At 62.5% G+C, this 22,007-nt stretch carries 21 protein-coding genes; 8 read left to right on the top strand and 13 right to left on the bottom strand.

The window, feature by feature from the left end; all coding sequences use genetic code 11:
• Window positions 1-72: 72 nt before the first annotated feature.
• Window positions 73-1,215, bottom strand: a complete 1,143-nt coding sequence (pdxB, locus tag AC07OJ_RS09500) for a 4-phosphoerythronate dehydrogenase PdxB (RefSeq protein WP_495094440.1) — start codon at window positions 1,213-1,215, stop codon at window positions 73-75.
• A gap of 138 nt (window positions 1,216-1,353) precedes the next feature.
• Between pdxB and AC07OJ_RS09495 the strand changes: the two genes are divergently transcribed.
• Window positions 1,354-2,748, top strand: coding sequence for an MATE family efflux transporter (locus AC07OJ_RS09495; protein WP_495094439.1), 1,395 nt, complete (start codon window positions 1,354-1,356; stop codon window positions 2,746-2,748).
• Here the strand turns inward: AC07OJ_RS09495 and tusA are convergent.
• Together tusA and rlmM are read right to left on the bottom strand one after the other, a co-directional pair.
• Window positions 2,745-2,996, bottom strand: a complete 252-nt coding sequence (gene tusA, locus AC07OJ_RS09490) for a sulfurtransferase TusA (protein ID WP_065902032.1) — start codon at window positions 2,994-2,996, stop codon at window positions 2,745-2,747. The genes AC07OJ_RS09495 and tusA overlap by 4 nt on opposite strands.
• Before the next feature lie 125 nt (window positions 2,997-3,121).
• Entirely contained in the window at window positions 3,122-4,198 is a 1,077-nt protein-coding gene (gene rlmM, locus AC07OJ_RS09485) for a 23S rRNA (cytidine(2498)-2'-O)-methyltransferase RlmM (RefSeq protein ID WP_065902033.1), read from the bottom strand.
• Window positions 4,199-4,388: 190 nt separating this feature from the next.
• Here rlmM and acnA point away from each other — a divergent pair, with 190 nt between their 5' ends.
• Window positions 4,389-7,130 (top strand): aconitate hydratase AcnA, encoded by a 2,742-nt coding sequence (gene acnA, locus AC07OJ_RS09480; RefSeq protein ID WP_120447893.1) that lies wholly within the window; start codon window positions 4,389-4,391, stop codon window positions 7,128-7,130.
• A gap of 127 nt (window positions 7,131-7,257) precedes the next feature.
• Here acnA and AC07OJ_RS09475 read toward each other — a convergent pair whose 3' ends face one another.
• Both AC07OJ_RS09475 and cysK read right to left on the bottom strand, forming a co-directional pair.
• The gene (locus AC07OJ_RS09475; RefSeq protein ID WP_065902037.1) at window positions 7,258-8,196 is read right to left on the bottom strand and encodes an aspartyl/asparaginyl beta-hydroxylase domain-containing protein; all 939 of its coding nucleotides are present in this window, start codon (window positions 8,194-8,196) and stop codon (window positions 7,258-7,260) included.
• Window positions 8,197-8,660: 464 nt separating this feature from the next.
• A complete protein-coding gene (cysK, locus tag AC07OJ_RS09470) occupies window positions 8,661-9,635 on the bottom strand; it encodes a cysteine synthase A (protein ID WP_213552046.1) in 975 nt (324 codons plus the stop codon).
• Between the two features lie 124 nt (window positions 9,636-9,759).
• On the opposite strand from cysK, the gene AC07OJ_RS09465 reads away from it, so the two are divergent.
• The 3 genes from AC07OJ_RS09465 (at window position 9,760) to AC07OJ_RS09455 (ending at window position 12,959) form a co-directional block, all read left to right on the top strand.
• Entirely contained in the window at window positions 9,760-10,836 is a 1,077-nt protein-coding gene (locus AC07OJ_RS09465) for a DUF748 domain-containing protein (RefSeq protein ID WP_201143739.1), read from the top strand.
• A gap of 99 nt (window positions 10,837-10,935) precedes the next feature.
• The gene (locus tag AC07OJ_RS09460; protein ID WP_003210690.1) at window positions 10,936-11,781 is read left to right on the top strand and encodes an AAA family ATPase; all 846 of its coding nucleotides are present in this window, start codon (window positions 10,936-10,938) and stop codon (window positions 11,779-11,781) included.
• Complete coding sequence (locus AC07OJ_RS09455) at window positions 11,781-12,959, top strand: vWA domain-containing protein (protein ID WP_106804825.1); 1,179 nt, start codon at window positions 11,781-11,783, stop codon at window positions 12,957-12,959. The genes AC07OJ_RS09460 and AC07OJ_RS09455 overlap by 1 nt, the downstream gene beginning before the upstream one ends.
• A gap of 43 nt (window positions 12,960-13,002) precedes the next feature.
• Here AC07OJ_RS09455 and AC07OJ_RS09450 read toward each other — a convergent pair whose 3' ends face one another.
• The 4 genes from AC07OJ_RS09450 to AC07OJ_RS09435 all read right to left on the bottom strand — a co-directional run bounded on the left by AC07OJ_RS09450 (window position 13,003) and on the right by AC07OJ_RS09435 (window position 15,991).
• Window positions 13,003-13,545 (bottom strand): hypothetical protein, encoded by a 543-nt coding sequence (locus tag AC07OJ_RS09450; RefSeq protein ID WP_120447891.1) that lies wholly within the window; start codon window positions 13,543-13,545, stop codon window positions 13,003-13,005.
• 96 nt (window positions 13,546-13,641) lie between these two features.
• The gene (locus tag AC07OJ_RS09445) at window positions 13,642-14,553 is read right to left on the bottom strand and encodes a 5-oxoprolinase subunit C family protein (RefSeq protein ID WP_495094438.1); all 912 of its coding nucleotides are present in this window, start codon (window positions 14,551-14,553) and stop codon (window positions 13,642-13,644) included.
• Window positions 14,550-15,254: a 5-oxoprolinase subunit PxpB gene (gene pxpB, locus AC07OJ_RS09440; RefSeq protein WP_495094437.1), complete on the bottom strand. Its 705-nt coding sequence runs from the start codon at window positions 15,252-15,254 to the stop codon at window positions 14,550-14,552. Before pxpB ends, AC07OJ_RS09445 begins: the two co-directional genes overlap by 4 nt.
• Window positions 15,251-15,991, bottom strand: coding sequence for a 5-oxoprolinase subunit PxpA (locus tag AC07OJ_RS09435; protein WP_106804829.1), 741 nt, complete (start codon window positions 15,989-15,991; stop codon window positions 15,251-15,253). The genes pxpB and AC07OJ_RS09435 overlap by 4 nt, the downstream gene beginning before the upstream one ends.
• Window positions 15,992-16,165: 174 nt before the next feature.
• On the opposite strand from AC07OJ_RS09435, the gene AC07OJ_RS09430 reads away from it, so the two are divergent.
• Window positions 16,166-17,077: a LysR family transcriptional regulator gene (locus AC07OJ_RS09430; RefSeq protein ID WP_065902058.1), complete on the top strand. Its 912-nt coding sequence runs from the start codon at window positions 16,166-16,168 to the stop codon at window positions 17,075-17,077.
• A gap of 102 nt (window positions 17,078-17,179) precedes the next feature.
• Here AC07OJ_RS09430 and AC07OJ_RS09425 read toward each other — a convergent pair whose 3' ends face one another.
• Genes AC07OJ_RS09425 through AC07OJ_RS09415 form a run of 3 tightly spaced genes read right to left on the bottom strand, consistent with a single transcriptional unit; the run spans window position 17,180 to window position 19,071 of the window.
• Entirely contained in the window at window positions 17,180-17,722 is a 543-nt protein-coding gene (locus tag AC07OJ_RS09425; RefSeq protein ID WP_106804831.1) for a DUF2937 family protein, read from the bottom strand.
• A gap of 11 nt (window positions 17,723-17,733) precedes the next feature.
• Entirely contained in the window at window positions 17,734-18,510 is a 777-nt protein-coding gene (locus tag AC07OJ_RS09420) for a class II glutamine amidotransferase (RefSeq protein WP_106804832.1), read from the bottom strand.
• A 30-nt stretch (window positions 18,511-18,540) separates the two neighbouring features.
• A complete protein-coding gene (locus AC07OJ_RS09415) occupies window positions 18,541-19,071 on the bottom strand; it encodes an MFS transporter (protein ID WP_065902064.1) in 531 nt (176 codons plus the stop codon).
• A gap of 24 nt (window positions 19,072-19,095) precedes the next feature.
• Here AC07OJ_RS09415 and AC07OJ_RS09410 point away from each other — a divergent pair, with 24 nt between their 5' ends.
• A complete protein-coding gene (locus AC07OJ_RS09410; protein ID WP_495094436.1) occupies window positions 19,096-21,150 on the top strand; it encodes a S9 family peptidase in 2,055 nt (684 codons plus the stop codon).
• A gap of 69 nt (window positions 21,151-21,219) precedes the next feature.
• Window positions 21,220-21,693 (top strand): cyclic nucleotide-binding domain-containing protein, encoded by a 474-nt coding sequence (locus tag AC07OJ_RS09405; RefSeq protein WP_065902066.1) that lies wholly within the window; start codon window positions 21,220-21,222, stop codon window positions 21,691-21,693.
• Here AC07OJ_RS09405 and AC07OJ_RS09400 read toward each other — a convergent pair.
• Complete coding sequence (locus AC07OJ_RS09400; protein WP_065902067.1) at window positions 21,690-21,968, bottom strand: hypothetical protein; 279 nt, start codon at window positions 21,966-21,968, stop codon at window positions 21,690-21,692. The genes AC07OJ_RS09405 and AC07OJ_RS09400 overlap by 4 nt on opposite strands.
• Window positions 21,969-22,007: the final 39 nt, after the last annotated feature.

Below are 22,007 nucleotides of genomic sequence, written 5' to 3'. Positions count from 1 at the left end.
TCTTTTAGAACCGGCCCAGGTGGCCGGTTTTTTTATGCCCGCCACCCTGTAGGAGCGACCCGCGAGTCGAGGTCAGAGCAATTTTGCGCCGAGGGCCGAGACCATAGCCGAGAGCGCGGCAGACTCCCCATTGATACGCACCTTCAGCGCGTCAATCTCGCGCCGCGCCGGGTAGCCCTTGCGCAACAGGTCGAACGCCTTGCGCTGTTCTTCCACGGTGCCCACCAGGCTACGGCGGAAATCCGCATCATCACGGCGCGGGTCGTACACGCTGCGGCACAAGGTGGCCAGGGCCCAGGCCGGATTGGTGGCCGCGTTCAAATGCACCTCGGCCAACCAGGGCGCTGGCAGCAGGTCGTTCAACTGAATCACCGGTTCCTGGCCCAGGTAGGCACAGAACGCCTGGTAGATCTGCGCCGTGCCGCGCTGCCGGCCATCCAGGCTGTAGCCGGCAATGTGCGGGGTGGCCAGCACACACAGGTCGGCCAGGTCGACGTCCACTTCCGGCTCGCCTTCCCACACATCCAGCACCGCTTGCAGGTCTTCGCGCGCCAGCAGGACTTCGCGCAGGGCGGCATTGTCGACCACCGGGCCGCGGCTCGCGTTGATCAGCCAGGTGCCCGGTTTAAGCTGCTCGAGGCGCTGGCGGTCGAACAGGTGCCAGGTGGAGCCATTGCCGGACTTGGTCAGCGGCGTGTGCAGGCTGATCACGTCGCACTGCTCGATAATCTGCTCCAGGCTGACGTAATCGCCGTCTTCGGCAATCTGGCGTGGCGGGTCGCACACCTGCACGTTCCAGCCCAGGCCCTTGAGTACCTTGACCAACCGCCCGCCCACTTCACCGGCGCCGACCACACCGTAGGTTCGCTGGTTAAGGTCGACGCCTTCGATCTCGGCCAGCGTCTGCAGGCTGCCCAGCACGTAATCGACCACGCCGCGCGCGTTGCAGCCCGGCGCGCTGGACCACTGGATGCCCGCCTGCCGGAAATACTCCAGGTCCAGGTGGTCGGTGCCGATGGTGCAGGTGCCGACAAAGCGCACGTTGCTGCCTTCGAGCAGCGCACGGTTGACGTTGGTCACCGAGCGCACCAGCAGCACGTCGGCCTGCTCGACCGTGGCGCGGTCGATGGAACGGCCGGGCACGCGGCGAATCTCGCCAAACCCTTCGAAGAATGCATCGAGCAGCGGGATATTTTCGTCGGCAACAATCAACATGGCAGGCTCCTTTGGCGGATCAGCAGTGTACAGGCATCACAGCCGTCGCTTACAAATCGCTAACACAGGTTTTTTCCTGACCGTTGCGTCAAGGCGTAGAATCCGCCGTCCTTGCGCTGCTCGACTGGACATTTGTACGTGAACACTGCCACCGCTCCCCTTACCCGCCCCGCCCGCATCAGCCGGGAAGTGCGCGGCCTGCTGACGCTGGCCCTGCCGATCATGATCGGCCAACTGGCCACCACCGCGATGAGTTTTGTCGATGCGGTGATGGCCGGGCGCGTCAGCCCCCAGGACCTGGCGGCAGTGGGCCTGGGCAACTCGATCTGGATCCCGGTGTACCTGCTGATGACCGGTACGCTCCTGGCGACCACGCCAAAAGTTGCCCAGCGCTACGGTGCCGGGCAGTTCAGCGAGATCGGTCCGCTGGTGCGCCAATCACTGTGGCTGGCGGTGGTGGTCGGCATCAGCGCGGCCCTGTTGCTGCTCTGCGCCGAACCGATCCTGCACGCGATGAAGGTCGAGCCCGACCTGATCAAGCCCTCCATGGGCTACCTGCACGGCATCGCCGCCGGCATGCCGGCCATTGCGCTGTATTACGTGCTGCGCTGTTTCAGCGATGGCCTGGGCCGCACGCGACCGAGCATGGTCATGGGCCTGTGCGGGCTGGCGCTGAACATTCCACTGAACTACATCTTCATCTACGGCCACCTCGGCGTGCCCGCCATGGGCGGCGTGGGCTGCGGCTGGGCCACGGCGATTGCAATGTGGGTGATGATGCTCGGCCTGGCCGTTTGGACCCGCTGGGGCCCGGCCTACCAGAGCAGTGAGCTGTTCACGCGCTTTGACTGGCCGCAGTGGGCGGTGATCAAGCGCGTATTGGGGATCGGCTTGCCGATCGGTATCGCGATCTTCGCCGAATCGAGCATCTTTGCGGTGATCGCGCTGCTGATCGGCAGCCTCGGTGCCACGGTGGTGTCCGGGCACCAGATCGCCCTGAACGTCAGCTCCCTGGTGTTCATGATCCCCTACTCCCTGAGCATGGCCGTCACCGTGCGCGTCGGCCAGGCCCTGGGGCGCGGCGAGCCGCGTGAAGCGCGCTTCGCCGCCGGGGTCGGGATGGGCACGGCGCTGGCGTATGCCTGCTTGTCCTGCAGCCTGATGCTGGTGTTCCGCGAGCAGATCGCGACGATCTACACCCCGGACCCGATCGTGATCCACCTGGCTTCGACGCTGATCGTGTTCTCGGCGCTGTTCCAGTTCTCGGATTCGATCCAGGTCACCGCCGCCGGCGCCCTGCGGGGTTACCAGGACACCCGCGTGACCATGGTGCTGACGCTGTTTGCCTATTGGGGCGTGGGGCTGCCGGTGGGGTATGCGCTGGGCCTGACCAACTGGCTCGACGAGCCCAGCGGCCCGAGCGGTTTGTGGCAGGGGCTGATCGTCGGCCTGAGCTGTGCGGCGGGGATGTTGCTGGTGCGCCTGGCGCGCAGTGCACGCCGGCGCATTCGCCTGGACAAGGCGCGGGGTTAATCGGCCTTCTTGCGGATCCAGTAGAGGTACGTGCCGGCCTGCTCCTGCTGATCCACCAGTTCGTGATCGAGGAACACGCAGAACTTGGGGATATCGCGACGCGTCGACGGGTCGGTCGCGATGACCTTGAGCAAGCCGCCGGCCGGCAGGTCGCGGATGTGCTGGTGCAGCATCATCACCGGCTCCGGGCAGTTGAGGCCGGTGGCGTCCAAGGTCGCGTCGACAGGCAAATCAACAGACTGATTCATCATTTACTCCTAAATCCAGCCTGCTCCACTCTGGGAGCGGGCTTGCCCGCGATGACGGGGCACATTCAACATAAATTTCGACCGTTATACCGCTTTTGCCGGCAAGCCAGCGCCTGCCTTTGATCTCAGCGGCCTTTAGATTTCTTTACATCGACCAACCGACGCAGGTGGCACGTCACTTCCTCGCGGTCGTGGTACAGCTGCTTGCAGCCAATCTCCACGCGGATGCCACGCGCCTTGAAGCCGTCTTCGATGCGCTCCAGCAAACGCTTCACTTCGGCATAGCGCTGCTTCATCGGCAACTTCAGGTTGACCACCGCCTCGCGACAATGTCCTTCACCGATCCAGGTTTCTAGCAGGGCTGCGTTACGCGCCGGCTTTTCGACGATGTCGCAGACCATCCAGTCCACCGGCTGCTTGGGCACGAAGGTGAAGCCGTCAGCCATCAAGTGCTGCACCAGGCCGGTGTCCATCAGGCTTTCGGCCATCGGGCCGTTGTCGATGGCGGTCACCAGCATGCCACGATTGACCAGTTGCCAGGTCCAGCCGCCCGGCGCTGCGCCGAGGTCGACGCCGGTCATGTCGCCGTGCAGGCGTTCATCCCACTGGTCGCGAGGGATGAAGTGGTGCCAAGCCTCTTCCAGCTTCAGGGTCGAGCGGCTGGGTGCTTCACGCGGAAACTTGAGGCGCGGGATGCCCATCGGCCACATCGCCGAGTTGTTCGACTCGGCCAGGCCCATGAACACTTCGCGGCCACTCTTGAAGGTCAGCAGCAGGCGCGGCTTGCTCGGGTCGTCCACCAGCTTGCCGGCGTTGAGCAGGGCTTTGCGCAGGTGCACTTCGAATTTCTTGCAGAAGTTGGAGAGTTCCTTGCCGTCATTGGTGTCGACCATCTCCAGCCACAGGCTGCCGCACACCGGAAACTCGCGCAGGTGGGTGAGGATCACGCTGATGCGGTCGGTTTCCGGCAGGTCGATGAACACCCCGCGCGCCCACTGCCTTGGGAAGATCAGCTCGGCAAAGCGCTGGCCGTGCATCAGGCGCTGGGCGCCGTCTTCTTCGGTGCAGACAAATTCGGCGCAGGCGCTGCCGGTCTTGGCCTTGGCGTAGCCGGAAACGTTCAGGCGCGCGGCGTGTTCCGCGATCTCGGAACAGACTTCGCCTTCAAAACCCGGGCGGCAGTGCATAAAAAGGGTGTTCATCAACTCTCCTGGTAACACGCTTGCTGTAGCGCAAGGCCTGTCATGAAAACGCGCGCATGATAGCCGAGTTCGGAACCTTGGTTCTGTCCATAGAGTCCAGTAATTAGCCAGCTACTGAAAACAGGGCTAGTTTGAAAGCTCTGTTCGTCCCGTCAGGTCCGTAGCCGTGCGGACCATAAGGAGTCATGTAATGTCATCCCTTGATAGCCTGAGAACCCTTAAGACCCTGCAGATTGACGCAAAAACCTACCACTATTTCAGCCTGCCCGAAGCCGCCAAGAGCTTGGGTGACCTGGATAAGCTGCCGATGTCCCTCAAAGTGCTGCTGGAGAACCTGCTGCGCTGGGAAGACGACAAGACCGTCACCGGCGCCGACCTGAAGGCCATCGCCGCCTGGCTCAAAGAGCGCAAGTCCGACCGCGAGATCCAGTACCGCCCCGCCCGAGTATTGATGCAAGACTTTACCGGGGTCCCCGCCGTAGTCGACCTGGCCGCCATGCGCGCCGCCGTGGCCAAGGCCGGTGGCGACCCGCAGCGCATCAACCCGCTGTCGCCCGTGGACCTGGTCATCGACCACTCGGTGATGGTCGACAAGTTCGGCACCACCAGCGCATTCGAGCAGAACGTCGACATCGAGATGCAGCGCAACGGCGAACGCTACGCCTTCCTGCGCTGGGGCCAGAGCGCCTTCGACAACTTCAGCGTGGTGCCGCCTGGCACCGGTATCTGTCACCAGGTCAACCTCGAATACCTCGGCCGCACCGTGTGGACCAAAGATGAGGACGGCCGCACCTATGCGTTCCCCGACACCCTGGTGGGCACCGACTCGCACACCACCATGATCAACGGCCTGGGCGTGCTCGGCTGGGGCGTGGGCGGTATCGAGGCGGAAGCAGCGATGCTCGGCCAGCCTGTGTCGATGCTGATCCCGGAAGTGATCGGCTTCAAGCTCACCGGTAAATTGAAAGAAGGTATTACTGCCACCGACCTGGTGCTGACCGTCACCCAGATGCTGCGCAAGAAAGGCGTGGTGGGTAAGTTCGTCGAGTTCTACGGCGACGGCCTGGCCGACCTGCCGCTGGCTGACCGCGCGACCATCGCCAACATGGCCCCGGAATACGGCGCCACCTGCGGCTTTTTCCCGGTGGACGAGGTGACGCTGGACTACCTGCGCCTGTCCGGGCGTCCGGCAGAAACCGTCAAGCTGGTCGAGGCCTACACCAAGGCCCAGGGCCTGTGGCGCAACGCTGGCCAGGAACCGGTGTTCACCGACAGCCTGGCGCTGGACATGGGCAGTGTCGAAGCCAGCCTGGCCGGACCGAAACGCCCGCAGGACCGTGTGTCCCTGCCGAATGTCGGCCAGGCCTTCAGCGACTTCCTCGACCTGCAATTCAAACCGACCAACAAGGAAGAAGGCCGCCTGGAAAGTGAAGGCGGCGGCGGTGTCGCCGTGGGCAATGCCGACCTCGTCGGCGAAACCGACTACGAATACGACGGCCAGACCTACCGTCTGAAAAACGGCGCGGTGGTGATCGCCGCGATTACCTCCTGCACCAACACCTCCAACCCCAGCGTGATGATGGCCGCCGGCCTGGTGGCGAAAAAGGCCGTGGAAAAGGGCCTGACACGCAAACCCTGGGTGAAAACCTCGCTGGCGCCGGGCTCCAAAGTGGTCACCGACTACTACAAGGCAGCCGGCCTGACCCACTACCTCGACAAGCTGGGCTTCGACCTGGTCGGCTACGGCTGCACCACCTGTATCGGCAACTCCGGTCCCTTGCCCGAGCCGATCGAAAAAGCCATCCAGAAAGCCGACCTGGCCGTCGCCTCGGTGCTGTCGGGCAACCGCAACTTCGAGGGCCGCGTGCATCCGCTGGTGAAAACCAACTGGTTGGCCTCGCCACCGCTGGTGGTCGCGTACGCACTGGCCGGCACCGTGCGCATTGATATCAGCAGCGAACCACTGGGTAACGATCAGGACGGCAAGCCGGTGTACCTCAAGGACATCTGGCCCAGCAGCCAGGAAATCGCCGACGCGGTAGCGCAGGTCAGCACGAGTATGTTCCACAAGGAATACGCCGAAGTGTTCGCCGGCGACGAACAGTGGCAAGCGATCGAGGTGCCGCAGGCGGCAACGTATGTGTGGCAGAAGGATTCCACCTACATCCAGCACCCACCGTTCTTCGACGACATTGCCGGCCCGCTGCCGGTGATCAAGGACGTCAAGGGCGCCAACGTGCTGGCCCTGCTCGGTGATTCGGTGACCACCGACCACATCTCCCCCGCCGGCAACATCAAGACCGACAGCCCTGCCGGCCGCTACCTGCGCGAGCAGGGCGTGGAACCGCGTGACTTCAACTCCTACGGCTCACGCCGGGGCAACCATGAAGTGATGATGCGCGGCACGTTCGCCAACATCCGGATCCGCAATGAAATGCTCGGCGGCGAGGAAGGCGGCAATACGCTGTACATCCCTACCGGCGAGAAAATGCCGATCTACGACGCCTCGATGAAATACCAGGCAGCGGGCACCCCGCTGGTGGTGATCGCCGGCCAGGAATACGGCACTGGCTCCAGCCGCGACTGGGCGGCCAAGGGCACCAACCTGTTGGGCGTCAAGGCGGTGATCGCCGAGAGCTTCGAGCGCATCCACCGCTCCAACCTGGTGGGCATGGGCGTGCTGCCGCTGCAGTTCAAGCTGGATCAGAACCGTAAGTCACTCAAGCTGACCGGCAAGGAGAAGATCGACATCCTCGGCCTGACGGACGCCGAGATTGAGCCGCGCATGAACCTGACCCTGGTGATTACCCGGGAAGATGGCAGCAGCGAGAAGGTCGAGGTGCTGTGCCGGATCGATACGCTGAATGAGGTGGAGTACTTCAAGGCGGGGGGCATCCTGCACTACGTGCTGCGCCAATTGATCGCCTCTTAAACAACCCTGCAAAACCAACTGTGGGAGCGGGCTTGCTCGCGAATGCGGTGGATCAGTCAAGAATGTATCGACTGACACTCCGCATTCGCGGGCAAGCCCGCTCCCACAGTTTCGACTGCATTTGAGATCAGCCGAACAACCACTTCCACAACAGCACCAGCACCACTACCGCCAGCACCGGCCGTGCAATGCGGTAGGCCTTGGGATGCTTGCGCTTCCACTGCTTGACCACACCGCTGAACTTGTCGCTGAAGGTCTTGCTCCAGGCATACGCCTGGTTGATGCCGCCGACGCGCTCGTCGTCGAGGTTCTGCGGCGCGGTGGCGCGGCCCAGCTGCTTGCTGACCCAGCGGTTGACGCGGGTCATCAGGCGGTTGCTCAGGGGGCGTTCGATGTCGCAGAACAGGATGACACGGGTCTTTTCCGTTTCGTTCTTCACCCAGTGCACATACGTTTCGTCGAACATCACGTCTTCACCGTCGCGCCAGGCGTACACCTGGCCATCGACGAAGATGCGGCAGTCGTCGGAGTTGGGCGTGGACAGGCCCAGGTGATAACGCAGCGAACCGGCAAACGGGTCGCGGTGCGGGTTGAGGTGGCTGCCGCCCGGCAACAGCGCGAACATCGCGCCCTTGACGTTGGGGATGCTGCTCACCAACGCCACGGTTTTCGGACACAGCGCCTCGGCCGATGGCAGGGGTTTGTCGTACCACTTGAGGTAGAAACGCTTCCAGCCCTTCTTGAAGAACGAACCGAACCCGGCGTCATTGTTCTTTTCGGCGGCGCGGATGTACCCCTCGTCGAACAGGTGCATGGCCTCTTCGCGGATCACTTCCCAGTTGTCCTTGAGCACATCCAGTTCCGGGAATTTGCTGCGGTCCAGGTAGGGCTTGGACGGCACGGCGGAGAACAGGTACATCAAGGCGTTATACGGGGCGAACAGCGCCGAATGGTTGACGAACTGGCGCAACATCGGCAAACGGGCCTTGCCTCGCAGGTGCACATACAGCGTGCTGCCGATAAACAACGCCAGCACCGACAGTTTGGCGGCCAAAGAAAAGGTCATGCAGCAACTCCTGAAAATAAGCGCCTGGCCAACAGCAGACGTAGCAGCCGGCCATGATAAACAGTTGGGCCATTATGCAGAAGGCCCGAGCTGACCGGCTGACACAAATCAAACATTGCAAGCAACGCGGGTGGGGCAAGCGGATCTCTTGTGATGGATGGGCTTGTTGTGGCTAGTGCAGGCTTATTGTGGCGAGCGGGCTTGCCCCGCGTTGGGGCGCGAAGCGGCCCTGAAACCATTCACCGCGCTTCTCCCTGGAAAAACCCGCTGGATTGATTGGGGCCGCTTCGCAGCCCAACGCGGGGCAAGCCCGCTCACCACAGGAAGCGGAAAGCGCGCTCACGACAAATCAACAATAAGCCTACTTACCCCATCAAACCTGCTCACCACAAAACACCAAGCCTACTCACCCCATCAAACCTGCTCACTACAAAACATCAAACCTGCTCACCACAAAACAATCATCAAGCCTGGTTTTCCTGCTCGGTAAACAAATCGCTGAACAGCATGCTCGACAGGTAGCGCTCACCGGAATCCGGCAAAATGACTACGATAGTCTTGCCCTGCATTTCCGGCTTCTCCGCCAGACGCACGGCCACGGCCATCGCCGCCCCGCAGGAGATTCCGCAGAGGATGCCTTCTTCCTGCATCAGGCGCAGGGCCATGGCCTTGGACTCTTCGTCGGTCACCAGTTCCACGCGGTCGACCATCGACAGATCCAGGTTCTTCGGCACAAAACCGGCACCAATGCCCTGGATCTTGTGCGAACTCGGCTTGATCTCTTCACCGGCCAGGGCCTGGGTGATCACCGGCGACACAAGCGGCTCCACGGCCACCGACAGAATCGGCTTGCCCGCGGTGTTCTTGATATAACGCGACACCCCGGTGATCGTGCCGCCGGTGCCCACGCCCGCGACCAGCACGTCGACGGCGCCATCGGTGTCATTCCAGATTTCCGGGCCGGTGGTTTTCTCGTGGATCGCCGGGTTGGCCGGGTTTTCGAACTGGCCTGGCATGAAGTACTGGGCCGGGTCGCTGGCGACGATTTCAGCGGCTTTGGCGATGGCCCCTGGCATGCCCTTGGTCGGCTCGGTCAGCACCAGCTCGGCGCCGAGGGCCTTGAGCACCTTGCGGCGCTCGATACTCATCGACGCCGGCATGGTCAGCAGCAGCTTGTAGCCACGGGCAGCGGCCACGAACGCGAGGCCGATACCGGTGTTGCCGGAGGTAGGTTCGACGATGGTCATGCCCGGCTTGAGTTTGCCGGTGCTTTCGGCGTCCCAGATCATGTTTGCGCCAATGCGGCACTTCACCGAGTAACCCGGGTTACGCCCTTCGATCTTGGCCAGGATGGTCACGCCACGCGGGGCGATGCGGTTGATCTGGACCAGGGGCGTGTTACCGATGGAGTGCGCGTTGTCTGCAAAGATGCGGCTCATGACGGGTCCTTAAGGCAATTTCAAGAAGGTCACAAGGGTATGCCTCGTCCACCAAGGCGTCCAGTCAGAGGAACGTTGCGCCCACCCGGGCGGTCCATCGCCTATACCGTTGGAGAACCTGACCATGAGACGTCGCTACAGTTGGCCACTCTGGACCTTCGCCGCCCTGGTGGTGGTGCTGGTTGCTATCGACCTGGCCCTGCCCTACCTGGTGCGCAACTATTTGAATGACAAACTCGCCGACATGGGCGACTACCGTGGCCAGGTCACCGACGTGGACGTGGCCCTGTGGCGCGGCGCGTACAGGATCAACGGCCTGCAGATCGTCAAGGTCGACGGTAAGGTACCGGTACCGTTCGTCAAGGCGCCGTTGATCGACCTGGCAGTGAGCTGGCATTCGCTGTGGTACGACCATGCGGTGGTGGCTGAGGTGCAGTTCGTCAACCCCGAGGTCAATTTCGTCGACGGCGGGGCCAACAAGCAGGCGTCCCAGACCGGTAAAGGCACCGACTGGCGCGCGCAGTTGAGCAAACTGCTGCCGATCACCCTCAACGAAGTGCGCATCCAGGACGGCAAGATCGCCTTCCACAACTTCAGCTCCAAACCGCCGGTGAACATCAACGCCACGTCGGTCAACGCCAGCTTCTATAACCTCACCAACGTGGTCGACGTCAAAGGCAAGCGCGACGCCCGCTTCGACGGCAAGGCCCTGCTGCAGGGCCAGGCGCCCCTGGAAGCGACTGCCACGTTTGATCCGCTGAGCAACTTCGAAGACTTCGAATTCCGCTTTCGCGCCAGGGATCTGCAGCTGCGCCGCATGAATGATTTCGCGTCGGCGTACGGCAAATTCGACTTCAAGGCCGGTACCGGTGATGTGGTGATCGAGGCCCAGGCGGAAAAAGGCCAGTTGACCGGCTACATCAAGCCGCTGCTGCGCAATGTGGAAGTCTTCGATTGGCAACAGGACGTCGAAAACAAGGACAAGAACATCTTCCGCTCGATCTGGGAGGCCGTGGTCGGCGCCAGCGAGACGGTGCTGAAGAACCAGGCCAAGAACCAGTTCGCCACCCGCGTGGAGCTGAGTGGCAGCGTGCATCAGCAGAATGTCAGCGCGTTCTCCGCGTTTTTGGCGATTTTGCGCAATGGCTTCATCCAGGCATTCAACGCGCGCTATGAACAACCCAAGCCATCGGCGGATTGAGCCTGACCGGCCATTCAGAGACTGAATAACCCGTCTGCGTTCACAGTCGCCGGGGCCGCGCGGTATAGTCCGGGCATTGATGAATTCGAGGAATGACCGATGAAGTTCGAAGGCACCCAGGCCTACGTTGCCACCGATGACCTGAAACTGGCCGTCAACGCTGCCATTACCCTGGAGCGTCCGCTGCTGGTCAAGGGTGAGCCCGGCACCGGCAAGACCATGCTTGCCGAGCAACTGGCCGAATCCTTCGGTGCCAAGCTGATCACCTGGCACATCAAGTCCACCACCAAGGCCCACCAGGGCCTGTACGAGTACGACGCGGTCAGCCGCCTGCGCGACTCGCAACTGGGCGTGGACAAGGTGCACGACGTGCGCAACTACCTGAAGAAGGGCAAGCTGTGGGAGGCGTTCGAGTCCGAAGAGCGCGTGATCCTGCTGATCGATGAAATCGACAAGGCCGACATCGAGTTCCCCAACGACCTGTTGCAGGAACTCGACAAGATGGAGTTCTACGTCTACGAAATCGACGAGACCATCAAGGCGAAGAAACGCCCGATCATCATCATTACCTCCAACAATGAAAAAGAGCTGCCGGACGCCTTCCTGCGCCGATGCTTCTTCCACTACATCGCCTTCCCCGACCGTACCACCCTGCAAAAGATCGTCGATGTGCACTACCCCGACATCAAGAAGGACCTCGTCAGCGAAGCGCTGGACGTGTTCTTCGATGTGCGCAAGGTGCCGGGCCTGAAAAAGAAACCTTCCACCTCCGAACTGGTGGACTGGCTCAAGCTGCTGATGGCCGACAATATCGGCGAAGCGGTGCTGCGCGAGCGCGACCCCACCAAGGCAATCCCGCCGCTGGCCGGTGCCTTGGTGAAGAACGAGCAAGACGTGCAACTGCTTGAACGTCTGGCATTCATGAGCCGTCGCGGTAATCGATAATGTTGCTCAACCTGTTCAATGAAATGCGCGCAGCCAAGGTGCCGGTCTCGGTGCGCGAGCTGCTCGACCTGATCAACGCGCTGAAACAGCGCGTGACCTTCGCCGACATGGACGAGTTCTACTACTTGGCCCGGGCGATCCTGGTCAAGGACGAACGGCATTTCGACAAGTTCGACCGAGCCTTCGGCGCCTACTTCAACGGCCTCGAAAAGCTCGACGACCACCTGCAGGCGCTGATCCCCGAAGACTGGCTACGCAAGGAATTCGAACGCTCGCTGAGCGACGAGGAACGCGCACAGATCCAGTCCCTCGGCGGCCTCGACAAGCTGATCGAGGCGTTCAAGCAACGCCTGGAAGAACAGAAGGAACGCCACGCCGGCGGCAATAAGTGGATCGGCACCGGCGGTACCAGCCCGTTCGGCTCCGGCGGCTACAACCCGGAAGGCATTCGCGTCGGCGACGCCGGCAAACGCCAGGGCAAGGCCGTCAAGGTCTGGGACCAGCGCGAGTACAAGAACCTCGACGACCAGGTGGAACTGGGCACGCGCAACATCAAGATCGCCCTGCGCCGCCTGCGCAAATTCGCGCGCCAGGGTGCGGCCGAAGAGCTGGATATCGACGGCACCATCGACCACACCGCCCGCGACGCCGGGCTGCTGAACATCCAGATGCGCCCGGAGCGGCGCAACACCATCAAGCTGTTGTTGCTGTTCGACATCGGCGGCTCGATGGACGCCCATGTGAAGATCTGCGAGGAACTGTTCTCGGCATGCAAGACCGAGTTCAAGCACCTGGAGTACTTCTACTTCCACAACTTCGTGTACGAGTCGGTCTGGAAGAACAACCAGCGCCGCACCTCGGAGCGCACTTCCACCCAGGACCTGCTGCACAAGTACGGCGCCGACTACAAAGTGATCTTTATCGGCGACGCGTCGATGGCGCCGTATGAGATCACCCAGGCCGGCGGCAGCGTCGAGCATTGGAATGAAGAGCCAGGGTACGTGTGGATGCAGCGCTTCATGGCCAAGTACAAGAAGCTGATCTGGATAAACCCGTACCCCAAAGACACCTGGGGCTATACGGCGTCGACGGGGATTGTGCGCGAGTTGGTCGAAGACCAGATGTACCCGCTGACGCTGCGCGGGCTGGAAGAAGGGATGCGCTTCCTGTCCAAGTGATGGCAGGCCTGTAGACGATGGTATCGGCTACAGGCAACTTCACTCAGCAGTGCTCGCTGTCGATCCAGGCAAACTTGAGGAACAGCGCAGCGAACTGTTTGACCAGTTCCGAATCCTGACGGTCGACTTTCCCATCATTGTTGACGTCCTGGTTGATCGAGACAGTGCTCCCCCGACCATTACCGTCGCTGTACACCGCCGCCGAATAGACAATGGTTTCATCTCGGGGCGCCCCTTCCCCTTGATGAAAGTGCAAGCGCACCGTGTCGGGAATCCCGTTGTGATCAAAGTCCCCGGCAAATACCTTCAGGTACTTGTCGAAGGGTTCATCGAGGCTGAACCATTCGAACGCCAGGAACAACTGGGCAAACTCAAGGGCCATCTCCCGGTCCACGGCGTCGACAATACCGTCCTGATTGAGATCGTCCGCAATGACCCAGTCGAACTTGCCGTTTTCGGTGATATCGAACGCCGTCGCCCGGTGGACAAGCGCGGGGGCTTGGGAGTCGTCATAGAACTCCAGATAGACCACGTCGGGAATATCGTTATCGAACACATCTTGGGCAAATATCTTCAAATAGCGCATGGCAAAACCTGACTAGGGGATGGACCTATCAAGATTTGCATGACTGCACTCAAGCAGCGAAGACGACAAACGCTGGCACTCCCGTAGGAGTTTTCTTTACGCGGTAAACCTGCGCAGATACGCCACATGCTGCTGATGCGCCGTCTCCTGCACCACCGGCGCCAACCTGAGTTTTTCCCCCGGCAGGCACTGCGCCAGTCGCGCCAGCGCCAACGGCGTCAACGCGCCAAGGCGTGGATACCCGCCAATGGTCTGCCGGTCATTGAGCAACACAATCGGCTGTCCATCCGGTGGCACCTGGATGGCCCCCAACGGAATCCCTTCGGAAATCAATGACGGCCCCTGGTACTGCAACGGCGTGCCCAACAGGCGCATGCCCATGCGGTCGGCGCGGCTGTCCAGCGCCCATTCGGTATTGAAGGCATCGAACAGGCTCTGGCCGCTGAACTGACCGATCTGTGCACCGACGATCACGTCCAGTGGCCCCTTGGCGGGCAGGACAAAATCGCTCAGCACCTTCATCGCACCGCCGGTCCCGGAATAGCCCAACCGCGCGCCTTCGACCAACGCCCTGCCGAAGCCATCCAGCCCGCCCAACTCCTCGCGCACCACCGTGGCACAACTGCCCAGCACCTGCGGCGCATCAAAGCCGCCCGGCGCCGCCAGGTAGGCCCTGGCCCCGCTGAACGGCTGGGTAAAGCGCAGGCGCTGGCCCTTTTGCAGGATGAAACTGCGGCCGGGGCTGATGGCGCGTTCGTCGATGTACGCACCCAGGTCCGCACCGGCCAAGGCCAGCAGGCAATATTCCTCGGCCTGCACGGTAAAACCGCCGAGGGTGATTTCCACCACCGGCGCATCCAGCGCATTGCCCAGCAGCCAATTGGCCCAGGACAGCGACACCCAGTCCAGCGCACCGCCCTGGGTCACGCCCAGGTGGCGCACGCCAAAGCGGCCGGCGTCCTGCAACAGGCACAGTGGCGTGCTGGCCTCGATCAACAAGCGGCTCATGCCTGCGCCTCCAACGGCGTGTCATCGCCACCCAGGTGGATAAATTCCGCGTGATCGACGGCTTCAAAACGCACCGTATCACCGGGTTGCATCAGGCTGTAGCCGTCGCGTTCGCGGTCGAACAGCTTGGCCGGGGTGCGGCCGATCAGGTTCCAGCCGCCGGGAGATACCACCGGGTAGGCGGCCGTTTGCCGCTCGGCGATGCCGACGCTGCCGGCCGCCACGCGTTTGCGCGGGGTACTCAAGCGTGGTGTGGCGAGGATTTCGTCGACCAGCCCCATAAAGGCAAAACCGGGAGCGAAGCCGAGGGCGAATACCTGGTATTGGTGGGCACTGTGACGACGGATCACTTCATCGACAGCCAAGCCACTGCGCTGGGCGAGCAACGTCAGTTCAGGGCCGACGCTCGGGTCGTACCACACCGGCAGCACATGGCACCGGCCGCCGCCCTGGGCTTGGGGCTGTAGGTCAGTCAGGGCTTCGTCGATCAACGCGCGGGCCTGGGACGGGCTCAACGCGGTGAGGTCGTAATGCACCATCAACGTGGTGTAGGACGGCACCAGGTCGACCAGCGCGGACCCGAAACCGCTGCGCAAGCGCTGGGTGGCGGCGAGCATCCACGGCATGTTGGCTTCGGCAATCACGTCAAACAGACGCACCATCAGCGCGTCGATGGCCACCACTTCAATGCGTGGCTTCATGCTGGCTTCAATGCCTCGCGAATGCGCTGCACGGCGGCGACCGAGCTGGCGTTGTCGCCATGCACGCACAGGGTGTTGGCCCGCAATACCAGCGGGCTGCCATCGCTGGCCGTCAGGGCCTCGCCACGGGAAAGGGTCAGGGCCTGCTGGACGATGGTGTCGGAATCATGGTGCACGGCACCCGGCAATTGGCGCGAAACCAGATGCCCCTTGGGGTCGTAGGCACGGTCGGCGAAGGCCTCGAACCACAGGATGACCCCGTATTCATCGCCCAGGGCCTGGGCCGCGCTGTTGTCGCGGGTAGCCAGCAGCATCAGTGGCAGGTCGCCATAGGCGGCCACGGCCTGGATCACCGCGCGCAGCTGCACCGGGTTGGCCATCATGTCGTTGTACATCGCGCCGTGTGGCTTGACGTAGCTGACCCGCCCACCCTGGGCGCGGCAGATGCCGTCGAGGGCGCCGATCTGGTAATGCAGCAGGTCCTGGATTTCTTCGGGCGTGTAGGCCATGGAGCGACGGCCAAAACCTTGCAGGTCCTGATACGCCGGGTGCGCGCCGACTTGCACACCGTGCTTGAGCGCCAGGCCGACGGTCTTGCGCATGATGCTCGGGTCGCCGGCATGGAAGCCACAGGCCACGTTGGCGCAATCGATGAACGGCATGACCTCGGCGTCCAGACCCATCGTCCAGTTGCCAAAGCTTTCGCCGATGTCGCAATTCAGTAGCAGGCGGCTCACGGTGGTCGCTCCTGTAGGCTTTGTTTTTTTGTAGTGTGGGATTTTTTACACAGAACTCGCAACTTGTCCTGGCACCCCAACGACGCTTATCGTGGAATAACTCGATTTTTGGCGCTGGCCCGGTGCGGCGTCCAACTAATAAAAACCGATCCAAGCATAAGAAAAGTTGATCCCATGAATTTGAAGTTCCTCGAAACCTTCGTCTGGGTGGCCAAGCTCAAGAGCTTTCGGCTGACCGCCGAGAAGTTGTTCACCACCCAGGCCTCGATTTCCAGCCGCATTGCCGTGCTGGAAAGCGAGCTGGGTGTGAAGTTGTTTCTGCGCGACTCACGGGGCGTGAGCCTGACCCCGGAAGGCCTGAAGGTGCTCGATTATGCCGAGCAGATGATGGTGACCATGCAAGGCCTGAAGCAGTCCCTGGAGACCACCAGCAGCAAGGTCGGGCGCATCCGCATCGGCGCGATGGACACGGTGATCCACACGTGGCTGAGCCCGCTGGTCGCCGAGTTGATGGACCATTTCCCGCTGGTGGAAATCGAGTTGGTCGCCGATACAGCGCTGAACCTCAGCGATCAGCTGCAAAAAGGCTTTCTGGATTTGATCCTGCAAACCGACCTGCTGCGCCTGGAAACCGTGCGCAGCCTGGAACTGGCCAGCCACCCCATGGCTTGGATCGTCGCCAGCCAATCGATCTACAACCGCGACTACGCGTCCCTGGCCGAACTGGCTCAGGAGCGCATCATCACCTATTCGAAAAACTCCCACCCGCACCAGGATGTGCTCAGCCTGATGCAAGCCAATGGCGTGGCCGCGCCGAGGATGAACTGTGTGAACTCCGTGTCGGCGATCACGCGGTTGCTGCGTGATGGCTTCGGCATTGGCGCACTGCCGCCGGTGCTGGTCACTGAGGAACTCGCGCGCGGCGAACTGGTGATGCTGCCGATGGCGCAGCAACTGCCGAATCTGCAGGTGGTGGTGTCGTGGCGTGTGGGGGTGGAATTGGTCGAGGAGATTGTCGGGCTGTGCCAGAAGGTGGTGGCGCAGTATGCCAAGGAAGCAGGCGCGGAGCGCATGGTGCTGGCCTGACCCGTCCAAACCTGCAGGAGCCGGCTTGCCGGCGATAGCGCCTCAGAGTCTCGTGAGCCCCATCGCCGCAAGCCGGGCGCCTACAGTGCATCAAGGTGGCCGTTAGAGGCCTTTCAGATCTCGCTCTTCGATCGGCCGGCTCTGGCGCAGGCGCTTGCCGCCCAGCACTACCCAGTCGATCAGGCGGAACAGGCATTCCAGGCCGAACGACAGCAGCATCGCCCCGCCCAGGCCCCAGCCCATGGCTTCGGGGGTCAACAGGATCTGGTAGCTGTAGCCATTCCAGGTTTCCAGGCGGATATCCGGGTCGGCAGCCACGGCCACTTGTAGCGCGCGGATGTACCAGGGGCCTTGCATCGCCTGGAATTGCTTGTCCAGCGCCACCTGCCGATCGAGCATGGCCCCCAGGCTGTTGGCATCGCTCTGGAACACCGGGTCATCGCTGGCGCGGTAGTGGGCGACCAGCGCCTGCAGGTCGCCATTGAAGAACTGCTGCGCGGTGGACTCGAACCCGCGCAGGCCGGTCTGGGCCTCGATCAAGTGGGCTTCGACGCGCTTGGCGTAATCGTTGATGAACCCCGGCACTTGCACGCCGACCAACAAGCCAATGGCAAACAGCACCAACCGCAGGTAACTGAGCAACATGGTCGATATCCTTACTCGGTGATGCCCTGGCTGACGCATTCACCGCGTCGCCACAGGCTCCATTGGCCCGGTTCGTAGCGGGTCCAGTTTTCGTTGTCGGTCAACGGCTCGGTAGCGATCACCGTCACCACATCGTTGGGCGTGGTTTCGGCCTGAAAATCGACGATCACGTCGACATCTTTCAGGCGCGCGGGGCCAAACGGCGCACGCCGGGTGATTTGCGCCAATTTCGTCGAGCAAAAGCAAAACAGCCAGTCGCCATCGCTGAGCAGGCAGTTGAACACGCCTTTGCTGCGGTATTCAGCGCAGGCGGCGATCAGGTCCGGCAGCATTCGCTCGATGTCCACCGGCTCGGGGAACGCCTCGCGCACGCGGTTGAGCAGGTCGCAGAACGCCGCTTCGCTGTCGGTATCGCCGACCGGGCGGTAGAAGGTGGCGCGCGGGGTGAAGTCCGCCAGTTGGCCGTTGTGGGCGAAACACCAGTTGCGCCCCCACAGCTCACGCACGAACGGATGAGTGTTGGCCAGGCTCACCTTGCCGACGTTGGCCTGGCGGATATGCCCGATCACCACTTCGCTCTTGATGGGATAACGCTGCACCAGCAGGGCGACTTCCGACTCGCTGCTGGCGGCCGGGTCCTGGAACAGGCGCAGGCCACGGCCTTCGTAGAAGGCGATGCCCCAACCGTCGCGGTGCGGGCCGGTGCGCCCACCGCGCTGCATCAGCCCGGTAAAGCTGAACACGATATCGGTGGGGACGTTGGCACTCATGCCCAATAATTCACACATGCCAGGGCTCTCGCTGCAGGGCGGACAACGTTAAAGGCGCGGCTCGACGCGCATACCGCTCACGGGGGCAGGACGGCGCAAAGGCTCGTCGTCATCGTCCGGCTCGGCGGCCAGGGCGGCATCGACGGCGGCCTTGCGCTCCCGGCGGGCATTGGCGGCGCGCTCGATGGGCCAACGGATCAACACGAACACGAGGTACACGGCAAACGCGATCATCGTGTACATGAACAGATCGGAGATCGCCCGCCAGGCGTTGTTGCCGACCTTGAGCACCAGGTCCAGCGCAGTAATGGCCACGGCCGGCGCGAACTGGGTCTTGACCGGGTCGACGATGGTCGGGCTGAACAGCAGCACCGCCATCAGCAATTGCAGCGGCTCGCGCAGCCAGCGCCAGATCCAGCGGGTCATGCGCCACCACACCAACAGGCAGCCCAAAGCGGCAAAGGCGTAGAGGCCCCAAGCGGTCAGATAGTCGTTCTCGGTCATGGTGTCCATGGCAAGGTAGGCAAACAGGCGGCTATGATAACGGCTTTTGCGTGTCGCGGCTGCAATGCCTGCCACCTTCCGCCAGACAGAGAGTGATCCATGCCGTCATCGACCCACATCACTGCCGCCCCGATTGCCCGCAAGGCCCCAGGCCAGGACCCGTACGCCTGGCTGCAGGAGCGTGACAGCGCCGAAGTCCTCGATTACCTCAAGGCCGAAAACGCCTGGCAGGAAGCCCAGCTCGCCGACCAGCAGGCCTTGCGCGAAACGCTGTTCGAAGAGATCAAGGGCCGCATCCTCGAAACCGACCTGTCGCTGCCCTCGCCGTGGGGCCCGTACCTGTATTACACGCGCACCACCGCCGGTGACGAATACGCCCGTCACTACCGCTGCCGCCGTCCGGCCGACGACAGCAACCAGGTCGACGACAGCAGCGAAGAACTGCTGCTGGACCCGAACGTGCTGGCCAATGGCGGATTCTTCTCCCTCGGGGCATTCAGCATCAGCCCCGACCACCAACGCCTGGCCTACAGCCTGGATACCAGTGGCGAGGAGATCTACACCCTGTTCGTGAAGGAATTGGCCACCGACAAGGTCAGCGAACTGGCGTTCGAGAACTGCGACGGCAGCATGACCTGGGCCAACGACAGCCTGACCCTGTTTTTCGGCGAACTCGACGACACTCACCGCCCGCACAAGTTGTATCGCTATCGCCTGGACGGCACCGCAGCGCAGGAAGTGTTCCACGAGCCCGACGGGCGTTTCTTCCTGCATTGCTACCGCTCCAGCTCCGAGCGCCAACTGATGCTGGCCCTGGGCAGCAAGACCACCAGCGAAATCTGGGCGCTGGACGCCAACCAGCCGCACCTGGACTTCACTTGCCTGGCGCCACGGGTCGAGGACCATGAATATGACGTCGACCACGGCAAGCTCGACGGCGAGTGGACCTGGTTTATCCGCAGCAACCGCGATGGCATCAACTACGCGCTGTTCGTCGCTGCCGATACCGGCGATGTGCCAACCGAGGACCAGTGGCAGAACCTGATCCCCCACAGCGACGACGTGATGCTCGACGGCGTCAGCCTGAACGCCAGCGCCATGACCCTGAGCCTGCGCATTGGCGGCCTGCCCGTGATCGAAGTGCACCCGCAAGGCGTGCCGGCCTATCGCGTGGAATTGCCTGACGCTGCCTACAGCCTCTACGTACAGAACAGCCTGGAATTCCCCAGCGACAAGATTCGCCTGCGCTACGAAGCCCTGAACCGCCCGGCCCAGGTCCGTCAGCTGGAACTGGCCAGCGGCGCACAACAGGTGCTCAAGGAAACCCCGGTACTTGGCGTGTTCAATGCCGATGACTACGTCAGCCAGCGCCTGTGGGCCACCTCCGCCGATGGCACCCAGGTGCCGATCAGCCTGGTGGTCAAGCGCGACCAGCTCGGCAAGCCGACGCCGCTGTACCTGTATGGCTACGGCGCCTACGGCCACAGCCTCGACCCATGGTTCTCGCATGCGCGCCTGAGCCTGCTCGACCGTGGCGTCGCCTTCGCCATTGCGCATGTGCGCGGCGGCGGCGAACTGGGTGAAGCCTGGTACCGCAACGGCAAGCAGGCTCACAAGCAGAACACCTTCAGCGACTTTATCGCGTGTGCCGAACACCTGATCGCCCAGGGCCTGACCACGTCCAGCCAACTGGCGATCAGTGGCGGCAGCGCCGGCGGGCTGTTGATCGGCGCGGTGCTCAACCAGCGTCCGGAGCTGTTCCAGGCGGCGATTGCCGAGGTGCCGTTCGTCGATGTGCTCAACACCATGCTCGACCCGGAACTGCCGCTGACCATCACCGAGTACGATGAATGGGGCAATCCCGAAGAGCCCGAGGTGCATGCGCGCATCAAGGCCTACGCGCCGTACGAAAACGTCAGCGCCCAGGCCTACCCGGCCCTGCTGGTGATTGCCGGCTACAACGACAGCCGCGTGCAGTACTGGGAAGCGGCCAAGTGGGTGGCCAAGTTGCGCGACACCGCCACCTCCGACAACCTCCTGCTGCTCAAGACCGAGCTGGGCGCCGGCCATGGTGGGATGAGCGGTCGTTACCAGGGATTACGTGACGTAGCGCTCGAATATGCATTTGTGTTCAAGGCGCTGGGGCTGGTTTAAGGAACTTAGCGCGGCGGTCCTGTCTGAACACAGGACCGCCTACCTGATTGATGGATCAATACTGCAGCCATGCCTCCACCGACGCTCCTGAATAACGAAATCCGCGACATGCTCATGGACTGCGGCCTGTTCGACCCGCTGTTGCCGGAAGATTTCCACGTGGCCGCCGGCTACTTCAATATCAGCAGCATTGCCCGCGATGAGGTGATTTTCCTCGAGGGCGATGCCGGCACGTTCATGTGCATCCTCCACAGCGGCCAGGTGGCCGTGCAGAAATCCAGCCACACCGGCCAGCGCCTGACGATCGCCACCCTGCGCAGTGGGCGCGCTTTCGGTGAAATGGCGGTGCTGGACGGCGAGCGGCGTTCGGCCAGCTGCGTGGCCGCCAGTGACTGCGTGCTGTTGAACCTGGGCAAGGATTCCCTGGAGAAGATGCTCAACGAAGCGCCCCGGGTGGCCGCCAAGATCATCCGCGCCATTGCCATTGCCCTGTCCAAGCGCCTGCGCATGGCCGACGGGCAATTACTCTCGCAACAGTTCTAGCCGCCGGGCGTCTTCGGCTTGCTGTCGTTTTGCAACAGGCCGGGCACCGTCTGGTCCTTCGGCGGCGTTGGCAGCACGATGGGCACCAGGGGCGGCGAGCCGTTGGTCTTGGGCACGGCGGGCGGGGTGACTTGCGGGTAGAGCGTCGGCGTTGGCGTGCCCGGCGCGCCTGGGGTTGGCGTCGGGGCGACCGGTACGGTTTGCAACTCCTGAGCCTGCGCCGCACCCAATGCGAGCGCGCTCAACACAATGACCGTTAGAATGCTGCACTTCATCGATGGCTCCATGGCCTGACCGGAATGTCACAAGGCTAC

Source organism: Pseudomonas sp. GW821-FHT09C08 (genome assembly GCF_059418125.1).
This window is presented reverse-complemented; position numbering and strand designations above follow the sequence as displayed.

Excerpts from the sequence above, each read along its gene's own strand:
- AC07OJ_RS09430 (WP_065902058.1), top strand. The coding sequence starts at position 16,166 with ATGAATTTGAAGTTCCTCGAAACCTTCGTCTGGGTGGCCAAGCTCAAG.
- AC07OJ_RS09450 (WP_120447891.1), bottom strand. The coding sequence starts at position 13,545 with ATGCGCTATTTGAAGATATTTGCCCAAGATGTGTTCGATAACGATATT.
- pdxB (WP_495094440.1), bottom strand. The coding sequence starts at position 1,215 with ATGTTGATTGTTGCCGACGAAAATATCCCGCTGCTCGATGCATTCTTC.
- AC07OJ_RS09445 (WP_495094438.1), bottom strand. The coding sequence starts at position 14,553 with ATGAGCCGCTTGTTGATCGAGGCCAGCACGCCACTGTGCCTGTTGCAG.
- AC07OJ_RS09410 (WP_495094436.1), top strand. The coding sequence starts at position 19,096 with ATGCCGTCATCGACCCACATCACTGCCGCCCCGATTGCCCGCAAGGCC.
- acnA (WP_120447893.1), top strand. The coding sequence starts at position 4,389 with ATGTCATCCCTTGATAGCCTGAGAACCCTTAAGACCCTGCAGATTGAC.
- AC07OJ_RS09455 (WP_106804825.1), top strand. The coding sequence starts at position 11,781 with ATGTTGCTCAACCTGTTCAATGAAATGCGCGCAGCCAAGGTGCCGGTC.
- AC07OJ_RS09465 (WP_201143739.1), top strand. The coding sequence starts at position 9,760 with ATGAGACGTCGCTACAGTTGGCCACTCTGGACCTTCGCCGCCCTGGTG.
- AC07OJ_RS09475 (WP_065902037.1), bottom strand. The coding sequence starts at position 8,196 with ATGACCTTTTCTTTGGCCGCCAAACTGTCGGTGCTGGCGTTGTTTATC.
- AC07OJ_RS09425 (WP_106804831.1), bottom strand. The coding sequence starts at position 17,722 with ATGTTGCTCAGTTACCTGCGGTTGGTGCTGTTTGCCATTGGCTTGTTG.
- AC07OJ_RS09460 (WP_003210690.1), top strand. The coding sequence starts at position 10,936 with ATGAAGTTCGAAGGCACCCAGGCCTACGTTGCCACCGATGACCTGAAA.
- AC07OJ_RS09420 (WP_106804832.1), bottom strand. The coding sequence starts at position 18,510 with ATGTGTGAATTATTGGGCATGAGTGCCAACGTCCCCACCGATATCGTG.
- cysK (WP_213552046.1), bottom strand. The coding sequence starts at position 9,635 with ATGAGCCGCATCTTTGCAGACAACGCGCACTCCATCGGTAACACGCCC.
- AC07OJ_RS09405 (WP_065902066.1), top strand. The coding sequence starts at position 21,220 with ATGCCTCCACCGACGCTCCTGAATAACGAAATCCGCGACATGCTCATG.
- AC07OJ_RS09400 (WP_065902067.1), bottom strand. The coding sequence starts at position 21,968 with ATGAAGTGCAGCATTCTAACGGTCATTGTGTTGAGCGCGCTCGCATTG.
- rlmM (WP_065902033.1), bottom strand. The coding sequence starts at position 4,198 with ATGAACACCCTTTTTATGCACTGCCGCCCGGGTTTTGAAGGCGAAGTC.
- pxpB (WP_495094437.1), bottom strand. The coding sequence starts at position 15,254 with ATGAAGCCACGCATTGAAGTGGTGGCCATCGACGCGCTGATGGTGCGT.
- tusA (WP_065902032.1), bottom strand. The coding sequence starts at position 2,996 with ATGAATCAGTCTGTTGATTTGCCTGTCGACGCGACCTTGGACGCCACC.